Genomic DNA, 20,290 nt, shown 5'->3' on the forward strand with positions numbered 1-20,290 from the left:
CGTGCGAATCCCACTCCGGGCGCGGGTTCGGTGGACCTCGGCGACGGCGCTTCCTTCGCGGTGTTCGCGGGCAGGTCCGTCATCAACGAGAACACCGACACGACGGTAGCCGGAAACCTCGGGGTCAGCCCCGGCGAAGCCGTCGTCGGGTTCCCGCCTGGTCTGGTGTTGGACGGGGACGTACACGCCGGTGACGCCCTCGCCGCCAGTGCCCGGGACGACTTCGTTGCGGTCTACGACGACCTGTCCTCGAGGGGTCCGGTCGCGACGGTGCCCACGGAACTGGGCGGCACCACCAAGGGTCCCGGCATCTACACCACACCGGGAGGCGCCTTCACCATCAACGGGACCCTCACGCTCGACGGGCAGCGTGACCCGGACGCGATCTTCGTGTTCCGGGCCACCGACCTGGAAGCGGCACAGGTAAGCAACATCACCCTGGTCCGGGGCGCCCAGATCGACAACGTCTACTTCGTCCTCACCGGGTCGGCGACACTTGGCCAGTGGGTCACCTTCCAGGCGAACGTGCTGGCGCAGGGGGACGTGGAGGTGTCGGCCGGCGCCGTGACCTTCGGCCGCCTCGTGGCGCTGTCGGAGAGCGTGCGGATGAACACCGACGCAAGTTCGCTGAGCACTCACATCTCGCTGCCGAACAATCCGCCCACGACCACAACGCTGACCGCGTCGCCGAACCCGTCGCGGCCGGATGAGGCGGTCACCTTCGTCGCCACCGTGATGCCAGTCGTCGTCGGCCCCCAGCCCCAGGGTGAGGTCGTTTTCAAGGACGGCGCCACGATCATCGGATCAGACCTGCTCAACGCCTCCGGAACGGCCACGTTCAAGACGTCGGCGCTGTCCCTGGGGGAGCATGCGATAACCGCCGAGTATCTCGGCGGTCCCAGTCCCAACAACGAGGCGATCATCACCTTGGCGCCGAGCACGTCGACCAAGGTGGTCCAGGTCGTCTCGGCCGGCTGACGTGTCACCCCGCGGGTCCTCACAGGTTCTGGACGGTGAGGACGATGAACAACACGATCACCGCCTCGCTGATGATCCAGGAGTTGTTGTTCATCCAGTCCCGTAGGCGCGGCAGCGCCCGGCGACCGCGTTCGCCCAGCGCCAGCACGCACAGGGCCGGCAACCCGAGCAACAGCAGGGACAGGCCGATGAACGGCAGCATGTGCCACCACGGCCTCGCGTCGGTGGCGAGTTTGAGCCCGACGGTCAGCGACGTCACGAGGTCGCTGGGGAAGAAGCCCAGCAGCAAGAAACCCAGCACGAACGCGAACTTCACGTTCGCCTCCTGCAGCTTTCCCATCCATGCGGGCGGATCCGGGCGTTTGCGATGCAGGAAGACGTACACCATCGCGTACAGCAGAAGAAGGAAGATCACCACGTAGAACCAGCGACGCGACGATTCGGGCGCGGAGGCGCCCACCAGTTTCCGGACCACGCTCGCCGCGAGGTAGGCGACCGTGCACACGGCGGTGATGGACAGCGCCGCCCCGAACACATAGGCGAGCGAGCAGCGCCCCCACCGCGGGTTGGTGGCGAGGAACACCGCGCTGATGATCTGTGGGCCGGCGACCATGACGATCGCGAGCGGCAGGATGGTGAGGAGATCACGCACGGGGGAGGACTCCCTCCACGCTCGGTACGGCGGTCTGGCGCCGCTCCAGTCCTACTCTTGCATCGGGCGACGGCGCGTAAAGTCGAGAGAACGACAACGCACCACAGGTCGGAGAGATCCCCATGGAATATGAGCGGTTTCTCACCGTCGTGGACGCTGCGGGCGGTCTCGGCCGGGACGGCGCCGAACGCGCCACCACGGCGACCCTGCAGACGCTGGCCGAGCGTGTCTCCCAGCAGAAGGCCCAGGAGCTGGCAAGCGTGTTGCCGGCGCAGCTGGGCCCGATGGTGAACACCGAAGGTCCGGCCGAGCGCTTCGACGTGGACGATTTCCTGCGCAGGGTGGCCGAGCGGGAGGGAACCACCCCAGAACCCGCCGAACGCGACGCCGAGGCGGTCTTCAGCGCGCTCGCCGAGGCTCTCGGAGATCGCGAGTTCGCCAACCTGGTCGCTCAACTGCCCAAGGACTACGCGTGTCTGCTCCCGGGCCGTCCGCCGGTGGTTCCGGCGCCGGAGATCGTGGCGAAGGTGGCCGAGCGCACCGGCCTGGACGAGCAGAGGGCCCGCCGGGCGATCGACGCCGTACTCGAAACGCTGGCCGAGCGGGTCTCGGTGGGCGAGGCCAACCACCTGGTGGGCCGGCTTCCGGTCGCGTTGCACGAGCCGGTGCGCCGGGGCCTGCGGCACAACCCCGGCCCCGGCCGGCGGATGTCCCTCGCCGAGCTCCTCGCCCTGATGGCCGAACGCGACGGCGCACCACCGGACCAGGCGCTGGAGCACGCCCGAGCGGTGTTCATGGTCGTACGCGAGACGGTGGGCGAGGAGTTCTTCGACCGCGGCGTGCACCTGCCGCCGGACCACAGGGTGCTCTGGGCCCGGACCGCGACGTCGTGAGGTTCAGGGCAGCAGCGGGAGGAACACCCGCATCGGCCCGGCCTCCCGGTTGGCCCACGCGTAGTAGGGCACGGCGGTGATCTCGGCAGGCACGCTCGGCGGCTGTTCGGCCGGGACGTACGGCCGGTGCAACGGCTCGTCGCCGGTCACCTTCAGCGCGCCGGCGGTGGTGCGCAACGTGACCACCCCGCCGAGCAGGTCCGCGGCGAACTCCGGCCGCCAGATCTCGTCACCCGCGACGCGCAGGTCTGCCACCGCGACGTCGGCGTGGTCGGCCTGTTCGATGCAGTAGACGAGCGGTCCCCGCGTGAGTGCCACCCGCTGGTGCCCGGCCGCCACCCGCGGGTGCGTGCCGATCAGGCGTACGGGCATGGCGAAGTCCAGGCGTACTTCGTCACCGGGCTGCCAGGTGCGGGTGAGCACGAGGTAGCCGGAACGGCGTTCGGGAGTGACCTCCTCCTCGCCGACCCGGACGGTCACCTCGCCCGCCCAGCCGGGCACCGGCAGGAACACGCTGAACTCCCGCGGCTCCGCGGGTGTCAGGCGCAGGTTGACAGTGCCGTCCCAGGGCAGCCCGCAGGTGAGCTCCACCCCGACCGAGCCGCCGCCGGGCAGTGTCACCCGGGCAGAGTTTCCGACGTACAGCTGGACCCACAGGCCCTCGTCGGACGTGGTGTAGACGTAGCCCGGCAGCGAGGCGAGCAGCCGGGCGATGTTCGGCGGGCAGCAGGCGCACGTGAACCACGGCGAGCGGCGGTGCCGGCCCTCGTCGGCGAGCGGGTTCTAGTAGAAGAACTCGGTGCCCGACTGGGAGAGCCCGGGCAGCACACCGTTGTGGAGAGCGGTCTCCATCGCGTCGCGGTAGGCCCCGTCGCCGGTGCGCAGCAACAGCCGCCAGGCAAGGAAGATGTGCGCGATGGCGGCACAGGTTTCGTTGTACGCCCGGTCCGGAAGCTCGTACGCGTCACCGAACGCCTCACCGTCCCAGCGCGCGCCCACGCCTCCGGTGACGGCCGTCTTGTGCCCGGACAGGTCCGCCCACAGCCGGTCCACGACCGCGGCCAGCTCCTCGTCGCCGTTCTCCAGTACGACATCGGCGGCCGCGGCGTAGAGATAGAGCGCGCGCACCGCGTGCCCGGTGACCGACGACTGGTCGCGCAGGCGGGCATGGTCGAGGAGGTACTCGCTACCGCCCAGGACGCCCACACCACGGGAGTCCAGCTGCCACACCGCGAGCCGCAGCCAGCGCTCGTCACGGGTGGCGCGGTACAGCTCGACCAGGGCCATCTCCAGGCACGGGTGCCCGCAGGTGCCGGGCACCTGTCCGGGTGCGAACCGCGCCTCGATGTGGCCACAGGCGCGTTCGGCCACGTCGAGCAGGGCCCGGCTGCCGGTGGCACGAAAGTGCGCGACGGCGGCCTGGGTTAGGTGCCCGACGCAGTACATCTCGTGGCGTACGACAAGATCCGTCCAGCGCTCGGCCACCCGGTCCACCGAGAAGTAGGTGTTCAGATAGCCGTCGTCGTCCTGGGCGGCCTCGAACAGCCCGATCACGTCGGCCAGCCGCTCGGCCACCACGCGGTCGTCGGTCGACGCCAGGCTCCAGGACGCGGCCTCGGCCCACTTGTAGACGTCGGAGTCGGAGTAGTACATGCCGTGGAAGGGCTCGTCCGGCGCGTTCCCGGCCGCCCGGCGGAAGTTCGTCAGCGCACCGGTCGTCTCGCACTGCTCGTGCTGGGCCGGAATCGTCTGTACGCGGTTCCTGTCAAGGCGGGGTTGCCAGAAGGCGTCCCGCACCTCGACGTCGCCCACACCGACCGGGCGCAGCCGGGCGTACGGGCTGTGGGTGGTGTCGACGACTGGGGTGTGCGGGCTGGAGGTCTCGGCGGTCATAGGGGTACTCCGTGGGTCGGCGGCAATCGGGCGTGCGTGAGGCGTGTAGGGGAGTGCGATCAGGCGTCGGGAACCAGCGGGGCGTCGCTCGTCGCACCCGTTCAGGCGTCGGGAACCAGCGGTGCGTCGCTCGCCCACACCGGGTCGTCGCCGGTGGAGGCGGGGCAGGACGCGCGGACGGCGATCGAGCACGGCAGCCGGCTGACCCCGGGCGACACCGTGCCGTCGATCGACGCGAGCAGCGTCTCCCCGACGACCCGGCCGAGGCGGTAGAGGTTCATGTCCACCGACGCGAGGGCCGGCCTGGTCGAGGCCGCGAGCAGGGTCCAGTTGTCGAAGCCGACCAGGGCCACGTCGTCGGGCACGCGCCGGCCCAGGGCGGCGAGGCCGTCTGCGGCGCCGCGGGCGATCTGGTCGTTCCCGCAGAAGATCCCGTCGATCTCCGGATCGCGTTCGAGCAACCGGCGTACGTGGGTGAAACCCATCTCCTCGCTGAACGGCCCGTAGACCACGCGCGAGTCGGGCAGGTCCAGGCCCTCCTCCGCCAGCGCCGCCCGGGCTCCGGCGACCCGGTCGCGGACCGCGGCGTAGGAGGGCGGCCCGGTCAGGTGGGCGATCCGCCGGCAGCCGTACCGCGTCAACTGGCGGACCGCCAGCCGGCCGCCGTGCTCGTCGTCGACGGTGACGCTGGTGTCGGCCGGGTCCGCGGACACGGTGTAGGCGTAGACGACCGGGAACGGCAGGTCGCGTCCCACCCTGGGTGCCTGGTCGGTCTCCCGGCCGGTCACGATCAGCCCGTCCACGCGCCGGGCGGTGAGCGCGTCGATGTAGTGGCGTTCGCGTACGGCGTCCCGGCGGGCGTCGCACAGCAGCAGGCTGCAGGTGTCCGCGGACAGCGCGTCCTCGACCCCGCCGAGGAGCGCGGGGGTGAATCGGCCGTAGCCGTTGCGGGTGAGCAACCCGACCGTGTAGGTGCGGCCGCTGGTGAGCGACCGGGCGTTGCGGTTGGGCCGGAAACCCAGGTCGCGGGCCGTCTGGACGATGCGTTCCCGGGTCTCCGGTCGCATCCGGCCCTTGCCGTTGAGGCCCTTCGACGCGGTGGCGACGGAGACGCCGGCGACGCGGGCGATGTCGCGGATGGTCGGGGCCACGGCTCCTCCGGTTGCGCGGGTGAGAAAACGGTTAGTCGATGGTCGCGCCATGAGCATGCACGCCGGAACGCCATGCTGGCAAGGCCTACGACCGGGTGAGATAGCCTGCTGGCACTGGGTGGACAGCTGGTTGCGCACTATGTGAGAAACAGGTTTCCCGCTTGTTGAACCGTTGACGCGCGTTCGGCTGGCGGTCTAGCGTCACCTGTTGTGGCCGCTGCTGGTGTCCCGGGACGAGGAGCACCGTACGCTCGAGCTCGGCCTGGCGTACTTCCACGCGAGTTCGTCGGCGTTCCAGCAGCCGAACTGGCCGCTGATGATGGCCGCCTCGGTCGTGGTGCTGCTGCCGGTGCTGCTCGTGTACGTGTTCGCGCAACGCTACTTCGTGGCCGGGATCGCACTGTCCGGCGTGAAGGGATGAGATCGCGATGACCCAGGGGACACCGGGAACACAGGGGACACGGGGTTCGTTCCCGCTCGACGACTACACGCCGTACGGCTATCTCGACGTGCCCGAGCACACCCGACGGCTGACCCCGAAGGGTGTGCTGCGGTCACGCGACGTCGGCTTCGGGTGGCACTTCCCGGCGCTGGCGACGTCCTACGGCGGCCGGCGGGAGACCTACCGCACCAGCGTCCGCGTCGGGATGGACGGCGCGCTGGCCCTGGCCGACTTCGACGACGTGGCGTCGCCCTACCACTCCAAGGACCTGGTGCGGTTCGTGGCCGAGCGTGGGCCGGCCCACTTCGAGGCCGAGTTCGTGGTCGTGGGCTCGGACGTCGTGGCGGCGTTCGTCGACGTGACCTCGCGACGGCACACGACCGTCCGGGTGGACTACACCCGGCTCGTCGGCGCCGACCACGGCTGGGGCGAGTCCGGCCTGGTGGGCCGCCGGGACGGAGATCTCGTTGTCCTGCAGGGATTCGAGGATGGTGAGGCGTTCGCGCTGACGGTCGTGCCGGCGGACGGCGACGGCTTGGGGGCCGCGGCCGGCCTGCCCGAGCTCGTCGCCGGAGTCACCGCGGACAGCGCGGAGGCCGACCGGTGGACCGCCGACGGCACGCAAGGTGGGCTTGCGGAGCCGGTGACGGTGCTGGGCGAACCAGGGCAGGAGGTCACGCTGTCGGCGGTCGTCACTGTCCCGGCGGCAGGACGGCACGAGCTCCTCGTGCTGCTCTCCCGCGGCCGCACCGCGGACGAGGCCGCCGACCGGTTGGCCGACGCGCGGGACATCGCCGCCCGGGTGCGGGGCACCCGGGTCCGCTCCGACGGCGCGTTCTGGTCGCGGGCGCCGAGGCTGACCGGTGACTGGCCGGCGCATTGGCGACGGGGTCTGGTCTACGACCTGGAAACCCTGCGGATGATGGTGAAACCTCCGGTCGGGATCTACCACCACGTGTGGGACGGCATGCAGATCCAGGCGCCGCGAGTGGTGCTGGGCGAGGCGGCGATCGACGCGCTGCTGTTGTCGTACGCCGATCCGAGGCTGGCCCAGGAGTTGCTGCTCGGCGTGTTCGCGGACGCACCGCTGGCCAACGTCCCGTGCTCGCGGGAGGACGGCACGTACAACATGGTGTCCGCGGACGGGTCGGTGTGCGGCACCGGACCGCAGTGGGGTTACCCGTGGCCGGTCGTCCGCCACCTGTTCGCCGCCCACCCGGACGAGGCCTGGCTGGCCCGGATCTACCCGCCGATGGCGGCCTACCTGGACTGGTGGCTCGCCCACCGGCGAGACGCCGACGGCTGGCTGGTGCACGCGTGCAGCTGGGAGTCCGGCCAGGACCTCTCGCCGCGGTTCGGCGACCAGCCGCTCGGCGGCGGGCATCCCGCCTGGTCCGTCCGCCCGGTCGACCTGCAGGCGACGTTCGCCGACGCCGCCGCGACGATGGCGGACCTGGCCGGCGTGCTCGGCCGGGACGAGGACGTGCACCGGTGGCAGGGTCTGGCCACCGAGTTCGCCGAACGCACCGACCGGCTGTGGACCGGTGAGCGGTACGCCGACGTGGACGCGCGCACCGGGCGGGCCACCGAGGTCGACGACGTGATGCTGTTGGCGCCGCTGGCCCTCGGCCAGGCCGGCGCCGACCGGGCCGAGGCCCTGCGCGAGACGGTGCGCGCGGCCGACCCGGACACGACCGTGTGGCCGATGTTCGCCTGGACCGCGGTGGACGCGGCCGAGGCGGCGGGCGAGTACGACACCGCGGCCCGGGTGGCCGGGGGAGTGGTGGACCGGGCGTACGGCTTCTGGGACGCGCGCCGGCATGAGCCGGGCCGCACCCTGCCGGGTGTGGCGTGTGAGTACTGGCCGTTGTCGGGCCGCTGTGGCGGCGAGGGGTACGGCTGGGGCGCGTTCACCACGCATCTGTTGCTGGGCACGCTCGTGGGCCTGCGCCCGGAGGCCGCCGGCTTACGGATCCGTCCCAACCTCCCGGCCGACCTGCGCGTGCCGGGGCGGACGTACGGCGTCAGGCTGACCGTGCGGGACACCCCCGTGCACGTTCGGCTGGAGCCCACGGCGGACGGCGTCGAGGTCAGTGTCAATGACCGGTTGACGAAGCTCACCTGGGGCGAGGAGGCTCGATGGGACTGGCACGAACTCACCAGCGGCTGAGCGACGGCTGGCAGGTACGCCGGGCCGGCATGGCCGACTGGCACCCGGTGCAGGTGCCGGGATGCTGGGAGGACACCGGCATCGCCAAGGACGACCCCGGCCCGGTCGACTACCGCGTGAGCTTCGACGTCCCCGACCTCGGGCCGGGAGAGCGGCTCCGGCTGCGGTTCGGCGCGGTGAGCTACGCCTGCACGGTGTACGTCGACGAGCAGCCGGTGGGCGAGCACGTCGGCATGTGGGACGCGTTCGACGTGGAGGTCACCGCAGCGGTGCAACCTGGCGCGCGGAGCACGCTGCGGGTCCGGGCCGAGAAGCCCGCCAGCCTCACCGGCGGGCCGGACGCGCCACCGGTGCCCGGCAGCTATCCCACCCGGGAGACGCTGGTGGGTTTCCTGCCGTACGTCTGGGGTCATGTCCACGGCGGCATCTGGCAGGACGCGTCCCTCGTGGTGACCGGACCGGTGGTGTTCGGCGACGTGCACGCGACGGGAACGCCCGACGGTGCGCTGTCTGTGGAGACCTCGCTGTCCGGTGAGTGGCCCGGAAGCAAGGTCGCCTTGACGGTGACCGACCCGGACGGTGCCGTGGTGGCCGAGGACGTCCGCGAGGCTGGTAGTCCAGGCGACGGGGAGGGCAACCCCGCCGCGCGGTTCGACCTGCGGCTGCCGAGCCCCCGGCCGTGGTCGCCGGAGCAACCCGACCTTTACACCGTGCGCGTCCGGCTCCTCACCAACGCAAGGGCCGACGCCGGGGCCGACGGCTCGGACATCGACGTCGCGCCGTCGGACGAACGGACCGTCCGGATCGGGCTGCGGACGGTCGCCGCCGACGGTGCCCGCCTGCTGCTCAACGACGCGCCGGTGTACCCGCGGATGATCCTGTCCTGGGGCTGGAATCCCGACGTCCTGTACGCCAACCCCGGACCCGACCGCGTGCGCGCGGACCTGCTGGAGCTGCGCCGGCTGGGCTTCAACGGCGTCAAGCTCTGCCTGTGGTTCCCGCCCGACTACTACTTCGACCTCGCCGACGAGCTCGGCATGCTGATCTGGGTCGAGCTGCCGATGTGGCTGCCGCATCCCACCGAGCACTTCCGCGGCCAGCTCGACACCGAGGCCGAACGCCTCGTCCGGGCGGCGCGTACGCACCCGTCCGTCGTGCTCTACACCCTGGGCTGTGAGCTGAGCGCGGTGGTCGGCGACGACGTGCTCGGGCCGCTCTACGCGAAGGTGAAGGGCCTGGTCGGCGACGCGCTCGTCCGGGACAACAGCGGATCCGGTGAGGCGTACGGCGGACTGCTCACCGAGTACGCCGACTTCTACGACCACCATCTGTACTGCGAGCTGCAGCACTTCCGGGAGACGCTGGAACACTTCGCGCCCGGGTTCCGGGAGCCGAAGCCCTGGCTGTTCGGGGAGTTCTGCGACCTGGACACCTTCCGCGACCTGCGCCGGCTGGACGCGGCCGGCCCGCGGCCGTGGTGGCTCAGCGACGACCCGGAGGTCAACCCCCAGGGCGCTCGCTGGCAGTACGACTCCCACCTGCACGAGCCCAGACTGCGCGCGAACGGCTTCTGGGACAGGGGAAACCAGCTCGAGGAGATCTCCCGCAAGCAGGCGTTGCTGCACCGCAAGGTGACCCTGGAGACGGTGCGGCTGCGCGCCGACACGTCGGGCTACGTCATCACCGGTGAACGCGACACCCCGATCAGCACCGCCGGGCTGTGGGACGACCTCGGCGAGCTGAAGGTGGACGCGGAGGAGTTCCGCGGCTTCAACGACAACCTCGTGGTCGGGCTCGGCTGGGACCGGCGGCGGACCTGGCTGGCCGGCGGCGACCGGCCGGCCTATGGCGACCCGTGGTGCCACCTCGAGGGCGCGCTGGTCCGGGCGCACCTCGTGCTCGCCCACCACGGCCGCGATCCCGGTGTGGTGACGGGGGAGTGGTCTGTCGGCTTCGAGGGCGAGGAGCCGTTCGCACATGGCACGTACGCACCGGCAGGCGTTCGCTCGCCCGGCACCGTGGGCGAGCTGGCCGTCGCGGAGTTCACCGCGCCGGCGGTGGACCGGCCGCGCCAGGCGGTCGTGCGCAACCGAACCCGGGTGGGTACGCCGGGTGTGACAGGCCCGAGAGGTACGACGGAGGAGACGGCCAACTCCTGGCCGATGTGGTTCTTCCCGGCGCGGCCGTTCGACGACGCCGGCGCACTCACGCTGGCCGACCCGGGCGGCCGGTTGGCCGACCTGGCGAAGCTCGCGCCGGAGGCGGGCACGGGGCTGTCTTCCACGGCGGTGGCGATCGCCACCCGGTGGAGCGGTGAACTCGACGACCACGTGCGCTCCGGCGGGCGGGCGGTACTGCTGGTCGACGCCGCGTCCGGCGGCCCGTTCGGCACGGTCGCCGTGCCGTTCTGGCGGGAGGGCGTGAAGGTGCCCGAGCCGCATCCGGCCTGGGGCGACTTCCCGCACGACGGCTCGGTGTCGCTGCAGTTCGCCGGGTGTGCCACCGACCTCGCCCTGGACTGGAATGTGGGATCGATCCCAGCCGGCGCCGAGGTGAGCCCGATCCTGCGCCGGGTGGACGCGCGTACGGCGCAGGTGCACGACTACGCCGCCGAGCTCCGCTGGGGGGCGGGCCGGCTGATCGTGTCGACCCTGCGGTTCGAGGGATCGGCCGGTGACCAGCCACGCGGCCTCGCCCGCAACACCGGCGCGGCCTACCTGCTCAGCCGCTGGGCGCGCTACCTGCGGGAGGTGTGATCCGGCTCCTGCCTTGCGCCCGCGGACGTACCTGCGGGATGGTCGGACCTCTTCGAAGCACTCGGGAAACACCTCGGGGAGGTCCGATGGGCAGGCCGGCGCGTATGCAGCTGGGTGCGCTCACGATCGCCGCGGCCAGGCCGCGAATCCTGGCCCGGTTCTACTCCGCGCTGCTCGGGTGGCCCTACGTCCGGGAGGAGCCGCCGAAGCCGGGAGATCCGCCGGACGGCGGGTACGCACTGGTGTGCTCACCTGAGGGAGTGAACGAACCGGCGCTGAACTTCGAGTACGACCCGCACTATCGTCGGCCGGCCTGGCCGAGCGTCGAGGATGGACAGGTCGCCTCCCAGCATCTGGACGTGGGAGTGGACGACCTGGACAGCGCGGTCGCGTGGGCGGTCGAGTGCGGTGCGACGCTCGCCGACTTCCAGCCGTCGCAGACGCACCGCGTGCTGCTGGACCCGGACGGCCACCCGTTCTGTCTCTGCCTGTAGCGACTGCGCCTCCAGATCCGACCGCGAAGGGTCAGTAGTAGCCCTTCTCGCCGTCCAGCAGTTCGCGGATGGTGTCCAGGTGACCGGCGTGGCGGGCGGTCTCCTCGAGCATGTGGAGCACAACCCACCGCAAGGTGGCCCGGGCGGCGTCGAAGTCGGGGTGGCTGCCCACGTCGTCGAGGGCGTGCGCGGCGATGATCTCGTTCGACGCCGCGCACTGCCGGTCGTACTCCGCCAGCAGCTGGTCCAGCGGCACGGCCCGGTCGACGATCATCGCCTCCTCGGGGTCGTCGACGAACTGCGGCGCGCCGGGGTCGGCCGGTCCACCGGCGAAGACCACCTCGAACCACCGCCGCTCGGCCCAGCGCAGGTGGGAGAGGATGCCCGCCACCGTCATCAGGGGCGAGTCCGGCAGTACCGACCGGTGCAGGTCGTCGTGCCCCAGGCCCTCGCACTTGTAGTGGACGATCGCCCGCTGGAGGTCGTACCAGCCCATCAGCTGGGTGCGCTCGTCGGCGACGTGTGGGGGCCTGGCCCGGGGAGGGGAGGAGGTCATGGCGGCCGAGCGTACTGATGATCTCGCCGGGGCGCCGAGCGAGCCCCGTCCGGGGCCCGCGCGGGCTCGGCTGGGGGACCGGGGGGATAACGAGGTGTCGTAGTTGGCGGCGTTGCCTATCCTTGACCTCCGTATGGACACGCCGTCGCGATCATCACTTGCCCAGCTGCAGGCCCGCCTCCCGGAGTTGACGCACCACGACCGGCGCCGGCTGCAGCGCCGCATCGACGGCGTACGCAACCGCCGCGGCCGCGGTGACCAGCAGGTTTCCGGCGAGGTCCTGGACCGGATCGCCGCCGACATCGACGCCGCCGAGCAGCGCCTGGCCGCGCGACGGGCCGGCGTACCGGCCGTCAGCTACCCCGAGGAGCTGCCGGTCAGCCAGCGCCGGGACGACATCCTCGCCGCCATCCGCGACCACCAGGTGGTGATCGTGGCCGGCGAGACCGGTTCGGGCAAGACGACCCAGCTGCCCAAGATGTGCCTCGAGCTCGGCCGCGGGGTGAGCGGACTGGTCGGCCACACCCAGCCCCGGCGGCTGGCGGCCAGGACGGTGGCCGAGCGGATCGCCGAGGAGCTGGACACCCCGCTGGGTGAGGCGGTCGGCTGGAAGGTGCGGTTCACCGACAAGGTGGGCGACAACACCCTGGTCAAGGTGATGACCGACGGCATCCTGCTGGCCGAGATCCAGTCCGACCGGATGCTGCGGCAGTACGACACCCTCATCATCGACGAGGCACACGAACGCAGCCTCAACATCGACTTCATCCTCGGCTACGTCAAACAGCTGCTGCCGCGCCGGCCCGACCTGAAGGTGATCATCACCTCGGCGACGATCGACCCCGAGCGCTTCTCCCGGCACTTCGGCGACGCGCCGATCGTGGAGGTGTCCGGCCGGACCTATCCGGTGGAAGTGCGTTACCGCCCGATCGTCGAGGACGCCGAGGACCGCGACCGGGACCAGACCCAGGCGATCCTGGACGCGGTCGACGAGCTGTCCCTGGAGGGCGACGGCGACATCCTGGTGTTCCTCAGTGGCGAGCGCGAGATCCGGGACACCGCCGACGCGCTGGAGAAGCAGAACCTCCCGCGGACCGAGATCGCGCCGCTGTACGCCCGGCTGTCGGCGGCCGAGCAGCACCGGGTCTTCCAGCGGCACAGCGGGCGGCGGATCGTCCTCGCCACCAACGTCGCGGAGACCTCGCTCACCGTGCCGGGGATCAGGTACGTCATCGATCCCGGCACCGCCCGCATCTCCCGCTACAGCCAGCGGCTGAAGGTGCAGCGGCTGCCGATCGAGGCGATCTCCCAGGCCTCGGCCAACCAGCGCAAGGGACGTTGCGGTCGTACGTCGGACGGCATCTGCATCCGCCTGTACGCCGAGGACGACTTCCTCGCCCGGCCGGAGTTCACCGACCCGGAGATCCTGCGGACCAACCTCGCGTCGGTCATCCTGGCGATGACGGCGGCGGGGCTGGGCGACCTGGCGGCGTTCCCGTTCATCGACCCGCCGGACAGCCGCAACGTGAAGGCCGGCGTGCAGTTGCTGGAGGAGCTCGGTGCGCTCGCGACCGCTCCGGCCGAGGCGGCGGCGGGTGCCACGGACGCAGACGTCAAGCAGGGCTGGGATGTCGAGCCGGCCGACGACGAGCGGCCGGGCAAGGGTGGTCGGGCCGGCCGGAAATCCCGGGGCCGCGGTGACCGCGACGGTGGCAACCGGCTGACCCCGGTCGGGCGTACGCTCTCGCAGCTGCCGGTCGACCCGCGGCTGGCGCGGATGGTGGTCGAGGCCGAGCGCAACGGCTGCCTGCGCGAGGTGATGGTGATCGCCGCGGCGCTGTCCATCCAGGACCCGCGCGAACGCCCGACGGGCAAGGAGGAGGCGGCGACCCAGCAGCACGCGCGGTTCGTGGACAAGACCTCCGACTTCCTCACCTACCTCAACCTCTGGGACTACCTGCGCGAGCAGCAGCACGCCCTGTCGTCCAACCAGTTCCGCCGGCTGTGCCGCAACGAGTTCCTCAACTACCTGCGGGTGCGGGAGTGGCAGGACATCGAGAGCCAGCTGCGTCAGGTGGCGAAGTCGCTCGGCATGGCAGTCGGCAAGCGGAACGAGAACCTCGACTCCGACCGCATCCACCAGTCCCTGCTGGCCGGGCTGCTGTCCCACATCGGCCTGAAGGACAGCGAGAAGAAGAAGTCGGAGGAGAGCGCCCGGGGCGCGGGCCGGCGCTCGGCCAACGACTTCCTCGGCGCCCGGGGCGCGCGCTTCGCGGTCTTCCCCGGCTCGGCGCTGTTCAAGAACCCACCCCAGTGGGTGATGGCGGCCGAGCTGGTGGAGACCTCCCGCCTGTGGGCGCGGATCGTGGCCCGGATCGATCCCGCCTGGGTGGAGGCCCTGGCCGGTCACCTGGTCAAGCGCAACTACAGCGAGCCGCACTGGTCCAAGAAGCAGGCCGCGGTGCTGGCGTACGAGCGCGTGACGTTGTACGGCGTGCCGCTGGTGGCGCAGCGGGTGGTCAACTACGGCCGGATCGACGCCGAGCTGTCCCGCGAGCTCTTCATCCGGCATGGCCTTGTGGAAGGCGACTGGGAGACCCGGCACGAGTTCTTCCACGCCAACCGCGCGTTGCTGGACGAGGTCGAGGACCTCGAGGACCGTGCCCGGCGGCGCGACATCCTCGTCGACGACGACGCGTTGTTCGACTTCTACGACGAACGCGTCGGCAGGGATGTGGTGTCGGGGGCGCACTTCGACTCCTGGTGGAAGAAGACCCGCCGGCGCGAGCCGGACCTGCTCACCTTCTCCCTCGACATGCTGGTGAACGAGTCGGCCGAGCAGGTCGACGAGGCCGACTATCCGGATGTCTGGGAGGTGCCGGGTGCGAAGCTGCGGCTCACCTACCAGTTCGAACCCGGCGCCGACGCCGACGGCGTCACGGTGCACATCCCGCTGCCGATCCTGAACCAGCTGCGTTCGGACACCTTCGACTGGCAGATTCCCGGCCTGCGCCGAGAGCTCGTCACCGCACTGATCCGCACGCTGCCCAAGCCGTTGCGCCGCACGCTCGTACCCGCACCGGACTTCGCCCGCGCCGCGCTGGAACGCATGCAGCCCCACCGTCAACCCTTCCTTGACAGCCTGGAGGCGGCGCTGCGGCAGTTCACCGGCATTCTCCTCCCGAGGGAGTCGTGGGACCTGCAGAAGGTGCCGGACCACCTCAGGCCGACCTTCCGGGTGCTCGACGGCCGGGGACGCACCCTCGGTGAGGGCAAGGATCTCGCCGCCCTGAAGGAGAAGCTGCGCGGTGAGCTGAAGGTCACCCTGGCCAAGGCGGCCGGTGGGGTCGAACGCGCGAACATCCGCAGCTGGGACTTCGACCAGGTGCCGGCGGAGTTCGCCGAGCAGCGGGCCGGCCTGTCCGTGCGGGCCTATCCCGCCCTGGCCGACGCCGGCGACTCCGCCGCGATCAGGTTGTTCGAGTCCGAGGCGGACGCCCGGCGGGCGATGTGGGCGGGCACCCGCCGGCTGCTGTTGCTCAACCTGCCGTCCCCGGTGAAGTACGTCCTGGATCGCCAGTCCTACCAGACGAAACTCGCCCTGAGCCACAGTCCGCACGGCAGCGCCGCCGCGCTGTTCGACGACTGCCTGGCCTGTGCGGTGGACAAGCTGATGGCCGACAACGGCGGCCCGGTGCGCGATCGCGCGGGCTTCGACCGGCTGCGCGATGCCGTACGCGCCGACCTGCACGACACGGTGGCCGACACCGTCACCAGGGCGGCCGAGGTGCTGTCCGTCGCGCACGAACTCGACACCCGCCTTCGGCGTACGTCCAACCCCGTGCTGCTGCCGGCCCTGACCGATGTCAAGGCGCAGTTGGCAGGGCTGGTGTATCCGGGTTTCGTCACCGAGACCGGCTGGCGCCGGCTGACCGACCTGGTGCGCTACCTGCGGGCGATCGACCGCAGGCTGGACAAGGTGGCCGCCGAGCCCCACCGCGACGCCGAGCGGATGCGCTCGGTGCGGCAGGTCCAGGAGGCCTACGACCAGGCCCGCGAACGGCTCTCCCGCGACGCCCGGGTGTCCGGCTCGCTCAGTGCGCAGGCGGAGGAAGGCCTGCGGGAGATCCGCTGGATGATCGAAGAGCTCCGGGTCAGCTACTTCGCTCAGGTCCTGGGCACCCCCGGCCCGATCTCGGACAAGCGGATCCTGAAGGCGATCGACCGGCTCACCAGCTGAGGTTCAGCTGCCGGGGTCGGCCGCGGCGTCGGCGAAGGCGCCGTCGGCCAGCACCGGAACGCTCGTACTCGCGTCGATCTCGGCGGCGACGGCCACATCCTTGGCGAACCCCCCGGCACGTAGCTCCCGCCCGGAGGAGCAGTCCAGAAGCGCGGCGACTGGATCCATGGCCCGGTAACCCGCCCTTGCGGCGTTCGCCTCTGGTGACAGCGGACCGGCGCCGAGGTCGGCCAGGGCCGCGGCGACCGCGCCGGCTCCGAGCAGGTCCTCCAGGGCGGGACGCAGGCTCGTGTCCGGCCAGCGTTCACCGGCCGGCACCAACAGCACCGGCTGGTCCGGGGTGCCCGCACCCTGGCCGGCCAGCCACCGCGCGACGGCACCCGCGTTGCGCAGGCAGGCCGCGACCACGCGCGTACCGCGGCCGGTCGCGGCGGCGGCGATGGTGGAGCCGTTGGGGGAGGGGAGCACGAGCCGGGGTACGAGCGGCGCGTCCCGCAGCGCCGCGGGCGACAGCGACCACGGCGTGGAGGCGGTGACCTCCCGGCGCCCGACCGCCAGTGCGGCCCGGTGCCGGGCGGCGAACGCGACGGCCGTCTCGTCGCGCCACGGGTACGGCAGCACCCGCGTTCCGCGTTCGGTGGCGACGTCCACCGCCGTGGTGAAGGACAGCACGTCGACCACCACCAGCCAGCCGGGACGCCCGTCCGCCAGGCGTTCCGCCCCGGTCGGTCCCCACTCCAGGCGTACTCCGGACGACTCCTGCGCCCACCAGCGTTCACCGTGCATTGTCGGCCTTTCGACGAGGTTTCGCGCACCGAGGCCGACCCCGGCCGCGGCGTTGACAGCTCGGATCGGGCACTCCTAGCCTCCCGAGAAATCGATTACTCGGTACGAGGAGACTCGTCATGGATCGACGTCCCGCCCCTCCCGGCCGACCAAGCTCTTCCCGGCGCAGTTTTCCTCGGCCGTGTCGGTGGCGCGGCTCTGGTCCCGGTGTTCGGCTCGGTCCTGGCCGGCTGCGGTGGGGAGGAGGACGCCTCGCCGGGTGGCGCCACCTCCGGCACGGTCACCTTCGTCTACTACGGCGACGCGAACGCGCAGAAGGCGTACGACAAACTCTTCACCACGTTTCGCAAGAAGTATCCGAACATCACCCTGAAGGCCCAGGGCATCGCCGCCGACTCGTGGGCGGGCTTCGCGAACACCGTAGCCACCCGGCTGGCCGGCGGCCAGTCGCTGGACGTGGTGCAGATCGCGACCGAGGGGCAGCGGATCTTCGCCTCGAAGCGGCTGCTCGAACCGCTGGATCCCTATATCCAGAAGGACAGGGCGGCGGTGGACGCCTACTACGCCGACACGCCACCCAACCTGCGGAAGTGGCTGAAGGAGTACGCCTCGCCCGACGGTAAGACCTACTTCATGCCGGGCGGCTACAACACGATGGCGATGTACCTGAACACCGACCTGTTCGCCAGGGCCGGGCTGGAGGTCCCGCAGGCCTGGACCTGGGAGGAGTTCCGGACCGCGGGCAAGGCGATCAAGGCGAAGACCGGTGCCTTCCTCGGCGTGGCCGCCTCGGGCTACTTCACCGACGTGATGCCCTGGCTGACCAACAACGACACCTCGGCGCTCAGTGCGGACTGGAAGACCGCGCAGTACGACTCACCCGCCGCGGTCGAGGCGCTGACGTTCGCCCGGTCGCTGGTGGTCGACGGTCTGGCGCCCAAGCCCGGTGGCAACCTCGAGGCGGCGACCCTGATGGCCAAGGGCAAGCTGGCCACGTTCGGCGGCGGAAGATGGCCGACCAACGACCTGCGCCGGGTCAGGTTCGTCGACAAGGTACGACTGGTCCGCTGGCCGAAGAACGCCGGCGTAGGCTCCCCGGTCGGGTGGGACGCCTGGCCGATCCTCAAGCAGTCGAAGAACAAGGACGCCGCCTGGACTCTGATCAAGTACCTGATCTCGGAGGAGTTCGGCGACGCGATCACCACCGGAGGCGGCGGCGCCGTACCCGCCCGGATCTCCGACGCCACCGGTGCGGACTTCCTCAAAGACGCGCCACAGAACACCGAGCTGCTGGTCGAACTGCTCAAGGACGCGACGCCGATCCCGGGACCGGACCGCGGCGCGGAGTGCCAGAAGGTGATCGAGGAAGCCTGGCTGCAGGGCATCAGCGGCACCAAACAGCCGCAGGCGGCGCTGACCGAGGCCAACGCGAAACTGCAGGACCTGCTGCGATGACCCTGGCGACCGGTGCCGTGGTGAGCGACCGCCGCGACTCCGGAAGAGCGCGCCGCCCGGCCGGGACCGGGCGGGCGGAAACCCTGGCCGGCTGGCTCTTCCTGTCCCCGTCCCTGCTGCTGTTCACGCTGTTCATCCTCGGGCCGTTCGTGGCCGGGCTCGCGATGTCGCTGTTCTCCTACGACCTGCTGACCCCGCCCAGGTTCGCGGGCCTGGACAACTTCGGCCGGTTGATCCACGACGGCCTGCTGCTGCACTCGCTGCGCAACACGTTCGTCTTCGCACTCGCCTCCGTGGTCACCCACCTCGCCGGCGGGCTGCTGCTGGCGATCGCGGTCAACCGCGGCATCAACAAGGTGCTCTCCTACTTCGTCCGTACGGCGGTCTTCTTCCCCTTTCTGATCTCGTGGGCCGCGGTCGCGCTGCTGTGGAAGTACGTGCTCGACCCGACGTTCGGCATCTTCGGCTACTACCTCAGGCTGGTGAGCATCGATCCGCCGGACTGGTTCACCGACCCGGCCTGGGCACTGCCGTCGATCATCGGCATCGACTTCTGGCACACCATCGGCTACACGTTCCTGATCATGCTGGCCGGTCTGCAGACGGTGCCGTCACAGATGGTCGAGGCGGCCCGCCGCGACGGGGCGAACCGGTTCCAGACGTTCTTCCACATCACGCTGCCGCTGATGTCGCCGACGATGTTCTTCGCCTCGGTGATCACCTTCATCGGCGCGTTCCAGATCTTCGACCCGATCCAGATCATCACCCGCGGCGGGCCCGACGACGCCACCATCTCCGCGGTCATGTACCTCTACCAGACGACGTTCCAGGCGTTCCAGGTCGGCTACGGATCGACCATCGCGCTGGCCGTGTTCGTGGTGATCATGCTGGTCACGCTGCTGCAGTTCTGGGGCTCCCGGAAGTGGGTGCACAACGCATGAGCGCTTCCGGGCAACGCCTCGCACCGGTACGCCACCACCACCACGACTACCGGCGGCGCCCGGTCCGGGTCGGCCGGCTGGCGATCAGTGTGGTGCTGTTCGTGATCGGCGTGCTGATGGTGGCGCCACTGGTCTGGATGGTCAGCACCAGCCTGACCGAACCGGTGGAGGCGTTCCAGCTGCCGCCGCGGTGGCTGCCGGTCCCGTTCAGCCTGCAGAGCTTCACCGATATGGCCGGCCTGATGCCGATCGGGCGGATGGCGCTGAACAGCCTGGTCGTCGCGGTGATCAGCGTGGGTGGTTCGCTGTTCACCGCCTCGCTGGCCGCGTACTCCTTCTCCCGGATCCAGTTCCGCGGCCGCAACCAGGTGTTCCTGTTGCTGCTCAGCGCGCTGATGGTGCCGGGTCAGCTGACGATCATCCCGATCTTCATCCTGATGCGCCGGCTGGAGCTGGTGGACACCCTGGCCGCGCTGTGGCTGCCGGCCCTGATCAACGTCTTCGCGATCTTCTTCCTGCGGCAGTACTTCAACACCATCCCGCGGGAACTGGACGAGGCCGCGCGGATCGACGGCGCCGGACACCTCCGGATCCTGTTCCAGATCATGGTTCCGCTGGCCGGCCCGGCGCTCTCGGCGCTGGCCATCCTCGGCTTCGAGTCCTCCTGGAACAACTACTTCGGCCCGCTCATCTTCTTGTCCACCCCGGAGAAGATGACGCTGCCGATCGGCCTGGTGACCCTCTCCGCCGGCCAGGGCGGCGGGCCGGCCGGGGTGGTCTTCGCCGGGATCACGATGGTCGTCGTGCCGACGCTGATCGTGTTCGTCGCGTTCCAGCGGGCGTTCATCGAGAGTGTCGCCTCGATCGGCATTCGGGGCTGAAC

Annotated in this window: 16 protein-coding genes; 10 read left to right on the forward strand and 6 right to left on the reverse strand. The window is 70.7% G+C overall.

The window, feature by feature from the left end; all coding sequences use genetic code 11:
• Positions 1–30 precede the first annotated feature (30 nt).
• Complete coding sequence (locus tag FHR37_RS09135; RefSeq protein ID WP_175542524.1) at positions 31–978, forward strand: ice-binding family protein; 948 nt, start codon at positions 31–33, stop codon at positions 976–978.
• A 19-nt stretch (positions 979–997) separates the two neighbouring features.
• Here FHR37_RS09135 and FHR37_RS09140 read toward each other — a convergent pair whose 3' ends face one another.
• Entirely contained in the window at positions 998–1,630 is a 633-nt protein-coding gene (locus FHR37_RS09140; RefSeq protein ID WP_202818098.1) for a GAP family protein, read from the reverse strand.
• A gap of 122 nt (positions 1,631–1,752) precedes the next feature.
• Between FHR37_RS09140 and FHR37_RS09145 the strand changes: the two genes are divergently transcribed.
• Positions 1,753–2,523: a DUF2267 domain-containing protein gene (locus FHR37_RS09145; protein ID WP_092883612.1), complete on the forward strand. Its 771-nt coding sequence runs from the start codon at positions 1,753–1,755 to the stop codon at positions 2,521–2,523.
• A 3-nt stretch (positions 2,524–2,526) separates the two neighbouring features.
• On the opposite strand, the gene FHR37_RS33020 is transcribed toward FHR37_RS09145, so the two are convergent.
• From FHR37_RS33020 to FHR37_RS09155, 3 genes are all read right to left on the reverse strand, one after another.
• The gene (locus FHR37_RS33020) at positions 2,527–3,237 is read right to left on the reverse strand and encodes a hypothetical protein (protein WP_330831778.1); all 711 of its coding nucleotides are present in this window, start codon (positions 3,235–3,237) and stop codon (positions 2,527–2,529) included.
• Positions 3,238–3,306: 69 nt separating this feature from the next.
• Entirely contained in the window at positions 3,307–4,416 is a 1,110-nt protein-coding gene (locus FHR37_RS33025) for a glycoside hydrolase family 127 protein (protein ID WP_202818099.1), read from the reverse strand.
• 101 nt (positions 4,417–4,517) lie between these two features.
• Entirely contained in the window at positions 4,518–5,567 is a 1,050-nt protein-coding gene (locus tag FHR37_RS09155) for a LacI family DNA-binding transcriptional regulator (protein WP_202818100.1), read from the reverse strand.
• 208 nt (positions 5,568–5,775) lie between these two features.
• Between FHR37_RS09155 and FHR37_RS09160 the strand changes: the two genes are divergently transcribed.
• From FHR37_RS09160 to FHR37_RS09175, 4 genes are all read left to right on the forward strand, one after another.
• A complete protein-coding gene (locus FHR37_RS09160; protein WP_092883613.1) occupies positions 5,776–5,988 on the forward strand; it encodes an ABC transporter permease family protein in 213 nt (70 codons plus the stop codon).
• Between the two features lie 7 nt (positions 5,989–5,995).
• Positions 5,996–8,179, forward strand: coding sequence for an MGH1-like glycoside hydrolase domain-containing protein (locus FHR37_RS09165; protein WP_092883614.1), 2,184 nt, complete (start codon positions 5,996–5,998; stop codon positions 8,177–8,179).
• Positions 8,149–10,935 carry a glycoside hydrolase family 2 protein gene (locus FHR37_RS09170; RefSeq protein ID WP_202818101.1) on the forward strand — a complete coding sequence of 929 codons (2,787 nt, stop codon included), beginning with the start codon at positions 8,149–8,151 and terminating at the stop codon, positions 10,933–10,935. The genes FHR37_RS09165 and FHR37_RS09170 overlap by 31 nt, the downstream gene beginning before the upstream one ends.
• Before the next feature lie 86 nt (positions 10,936–11,021).
• The gene (locus FHR37_RS09175; protein WP_092883615.1) at positions 11,022–11,429 is read left to right on the forward strand and encodes a VOC family protein; all 408 of its coding nucleotides are present in this window, start codon (positions 11,022–11,024) and stop codon (positions 11,427–11,429) included.
• Between the two features lie 31 nt (positions 11,430–11,460).
• On the opposite strand, the gene FHR37_RS09180 is transcribed toward FHR37_RS09175, so the two are convergent.
• Positions 11,461–11,985: a DinB family protein gene (locus FHR37_RS09180; RefSeq protein ID WP_092883616.1), complete on the reverse strand. Its 525-nt coding sequence runs from the start codon at positions 11,983–11,985 to the stop codon at positions 11,461–11,463.
• A gap of 133 nt (positions 11,986–12,118) precedes the next feature.
• Between FHR37_RS09180 and hrpA the strand changes: the two genes are divergently transcribed.
• Positions 12,119–16,225 carry an ATP-dependent RNA helicase HrpA gene (hrpA, locus tag FHR37_RS09185; RefSeq protein WP_092883617.1) on the forward strand — a complete coding sequence of 1,369 codons (4,107 nt, stop codon included), beginning with the start codon at positions 12,119–12,121 and terminating at the stop codon, positions 16,223–16,225.
• 3 nt (positions 16,226–16,228) lie between these two features.
• Here the strand turns inward: hrpA and FHR37_RS09190 are convergent, their stop codons facing one another.
• On the reverse strand, positions 16,229–17,011 hold the full coding sequence (locus tag FHR37_RS09190) for a 2-phosphosulfolactate phosphatase (RefSeq protein WP_092883783.1): 783 nt from the start codon (positions 17,009–17,011) through the stop codon (positions 16,229–16,231).
• Between the two features lie 207 nt (positions 17,012–17,218).
• On the opposite strand from FHR37_RS09190, the gene FHR37_RS09195 reads away from it, so the two are divergent.
• Genes FHR37_RS09195 through FHR37_RS09205 form a run of 3 tightly spaced genes read left to right on the forward strand, consistent with a single transcriptional unit; the run spans position 17,219 to position 20,288 of the window.
• On the forward strand, positions 17,219–18,466 hold the full coding sequence (locus tag FHR37_RS09195; protein WP_175542525.1) for an ABC transporter substrate-binding protein: 1,248 nt from the start codon (positions 17,219–17,221) through the stop codon (positions 18,464–18,466).
• Positions 18,463–19,407: a carbohydrate ABC transporter permease gene (locus FHR37_RS09200; protein ID WP_092883619.1), complete on the forward strand. Its 945-nt coding sequence runs from the start codon at positions 18,463–18,465 to the stop codon at positions 19,405–19,407. The genes FHR37_RS09195 and FHR37_RS09200 overlap by 4 nt, the downstream gene beginning before the upstream one ends.
• The gene (locus FHR37_RS09205; RefSeq protein WP_092883620.1) at positions 19,404–20,288 is read left to right on the forward strand and encodes a carbohydrate ABC transporter permease; all 885 of its coding nucleotides are present in this window, start codon (positions 19,404–19,406) and stop codon (positions 20,286–20,288) included. Before FHR37_RS09200 ends, FHR37_RS09205 begins: the two co-directional genes overlap by 4 nt.
• Positions 20,289–20,290 lie beyond the last annotated feature (2 nt).

Source organism: Actinopolymorpha cephalotaxi, assembly GCF_013408535.1.
Classification (GTDB): domain Bacteria; phylum Actinomycetota; class Actinomycetes; order Propionibacteriales; family Actinopolymorphaceae; genus Actinopolymorpha; species Actinopolymorpha cephalotaxi.

Coding starts and splice junctions, on each gene's coding strand:
- FHR37_RS09145 (WP_092883612.1), top strand. CDS start 1,753: ATGGAATATGAGCGGTTTCTCACCGTCGTGGACGCTGCGGGCGGTCTC.
- FHR37_RS33025 (WP_202818099.1), bottom strand. CDS start 4,416: ATGACCGCCGAGACCTCCAGCCCGCACACCCCAGTCGTCGACACCACC.
- FHR37_RS09165 (WP_092883614.1), top strand. CDS start 5,996: ATGACCCAGGGGACACCGGGAACACAGGGGACACGGGGTTCGTTCCCG.
- FHR37_RS09170 (WP_202818101.1), top strand. CDS start 8,149: ATGGGACTGGCACGAACTCACCAGCGGCTGAGCGACGGCTGGCAGGTA.
- FHR37_RS09175 (WP_092883615.1), top strand. CDS start 11,022: ATGGGCAGGCCGGCGCGTATGCAGCTGGGTGCGCTCACGATCGCCGCG.
- FHR37_RS09180 (WP_092883616.1), bottom strand. CDS start 11,985: ATGACCTCCTCCCCTCCCCGGGCCAGGCCCCCACACGTCGCCGACGAG.
- hrpA (WP_092883617.1), top strand. CDS start 12,119: ATGGACACGCCGTCGCGATCATCACTTGCCCAGCTGCAGGCCCGCCTC.
- FHR37_RS09190 (WP_092883783.1), bottom strand. CDS start 17,011: ATGCACGGTGAACGCTGGTGGGCGCAGGAGTCGTCCGGAGTACGCCTG.
- FHR37_RS09200 (WP_092883619.1), top strand. CDS start 18,463: ATGACCCTGGCGACCGGTGCCGTGGTGAGCGACCGCCGCGACTCCGGA.
- FHR37_RS09205 (WP_092883620.1), top strand. CDS start 19,404: ATGAGCGCTTCCGGGCAACGCCTCGCACCGGTACGCCACCACCACCAC.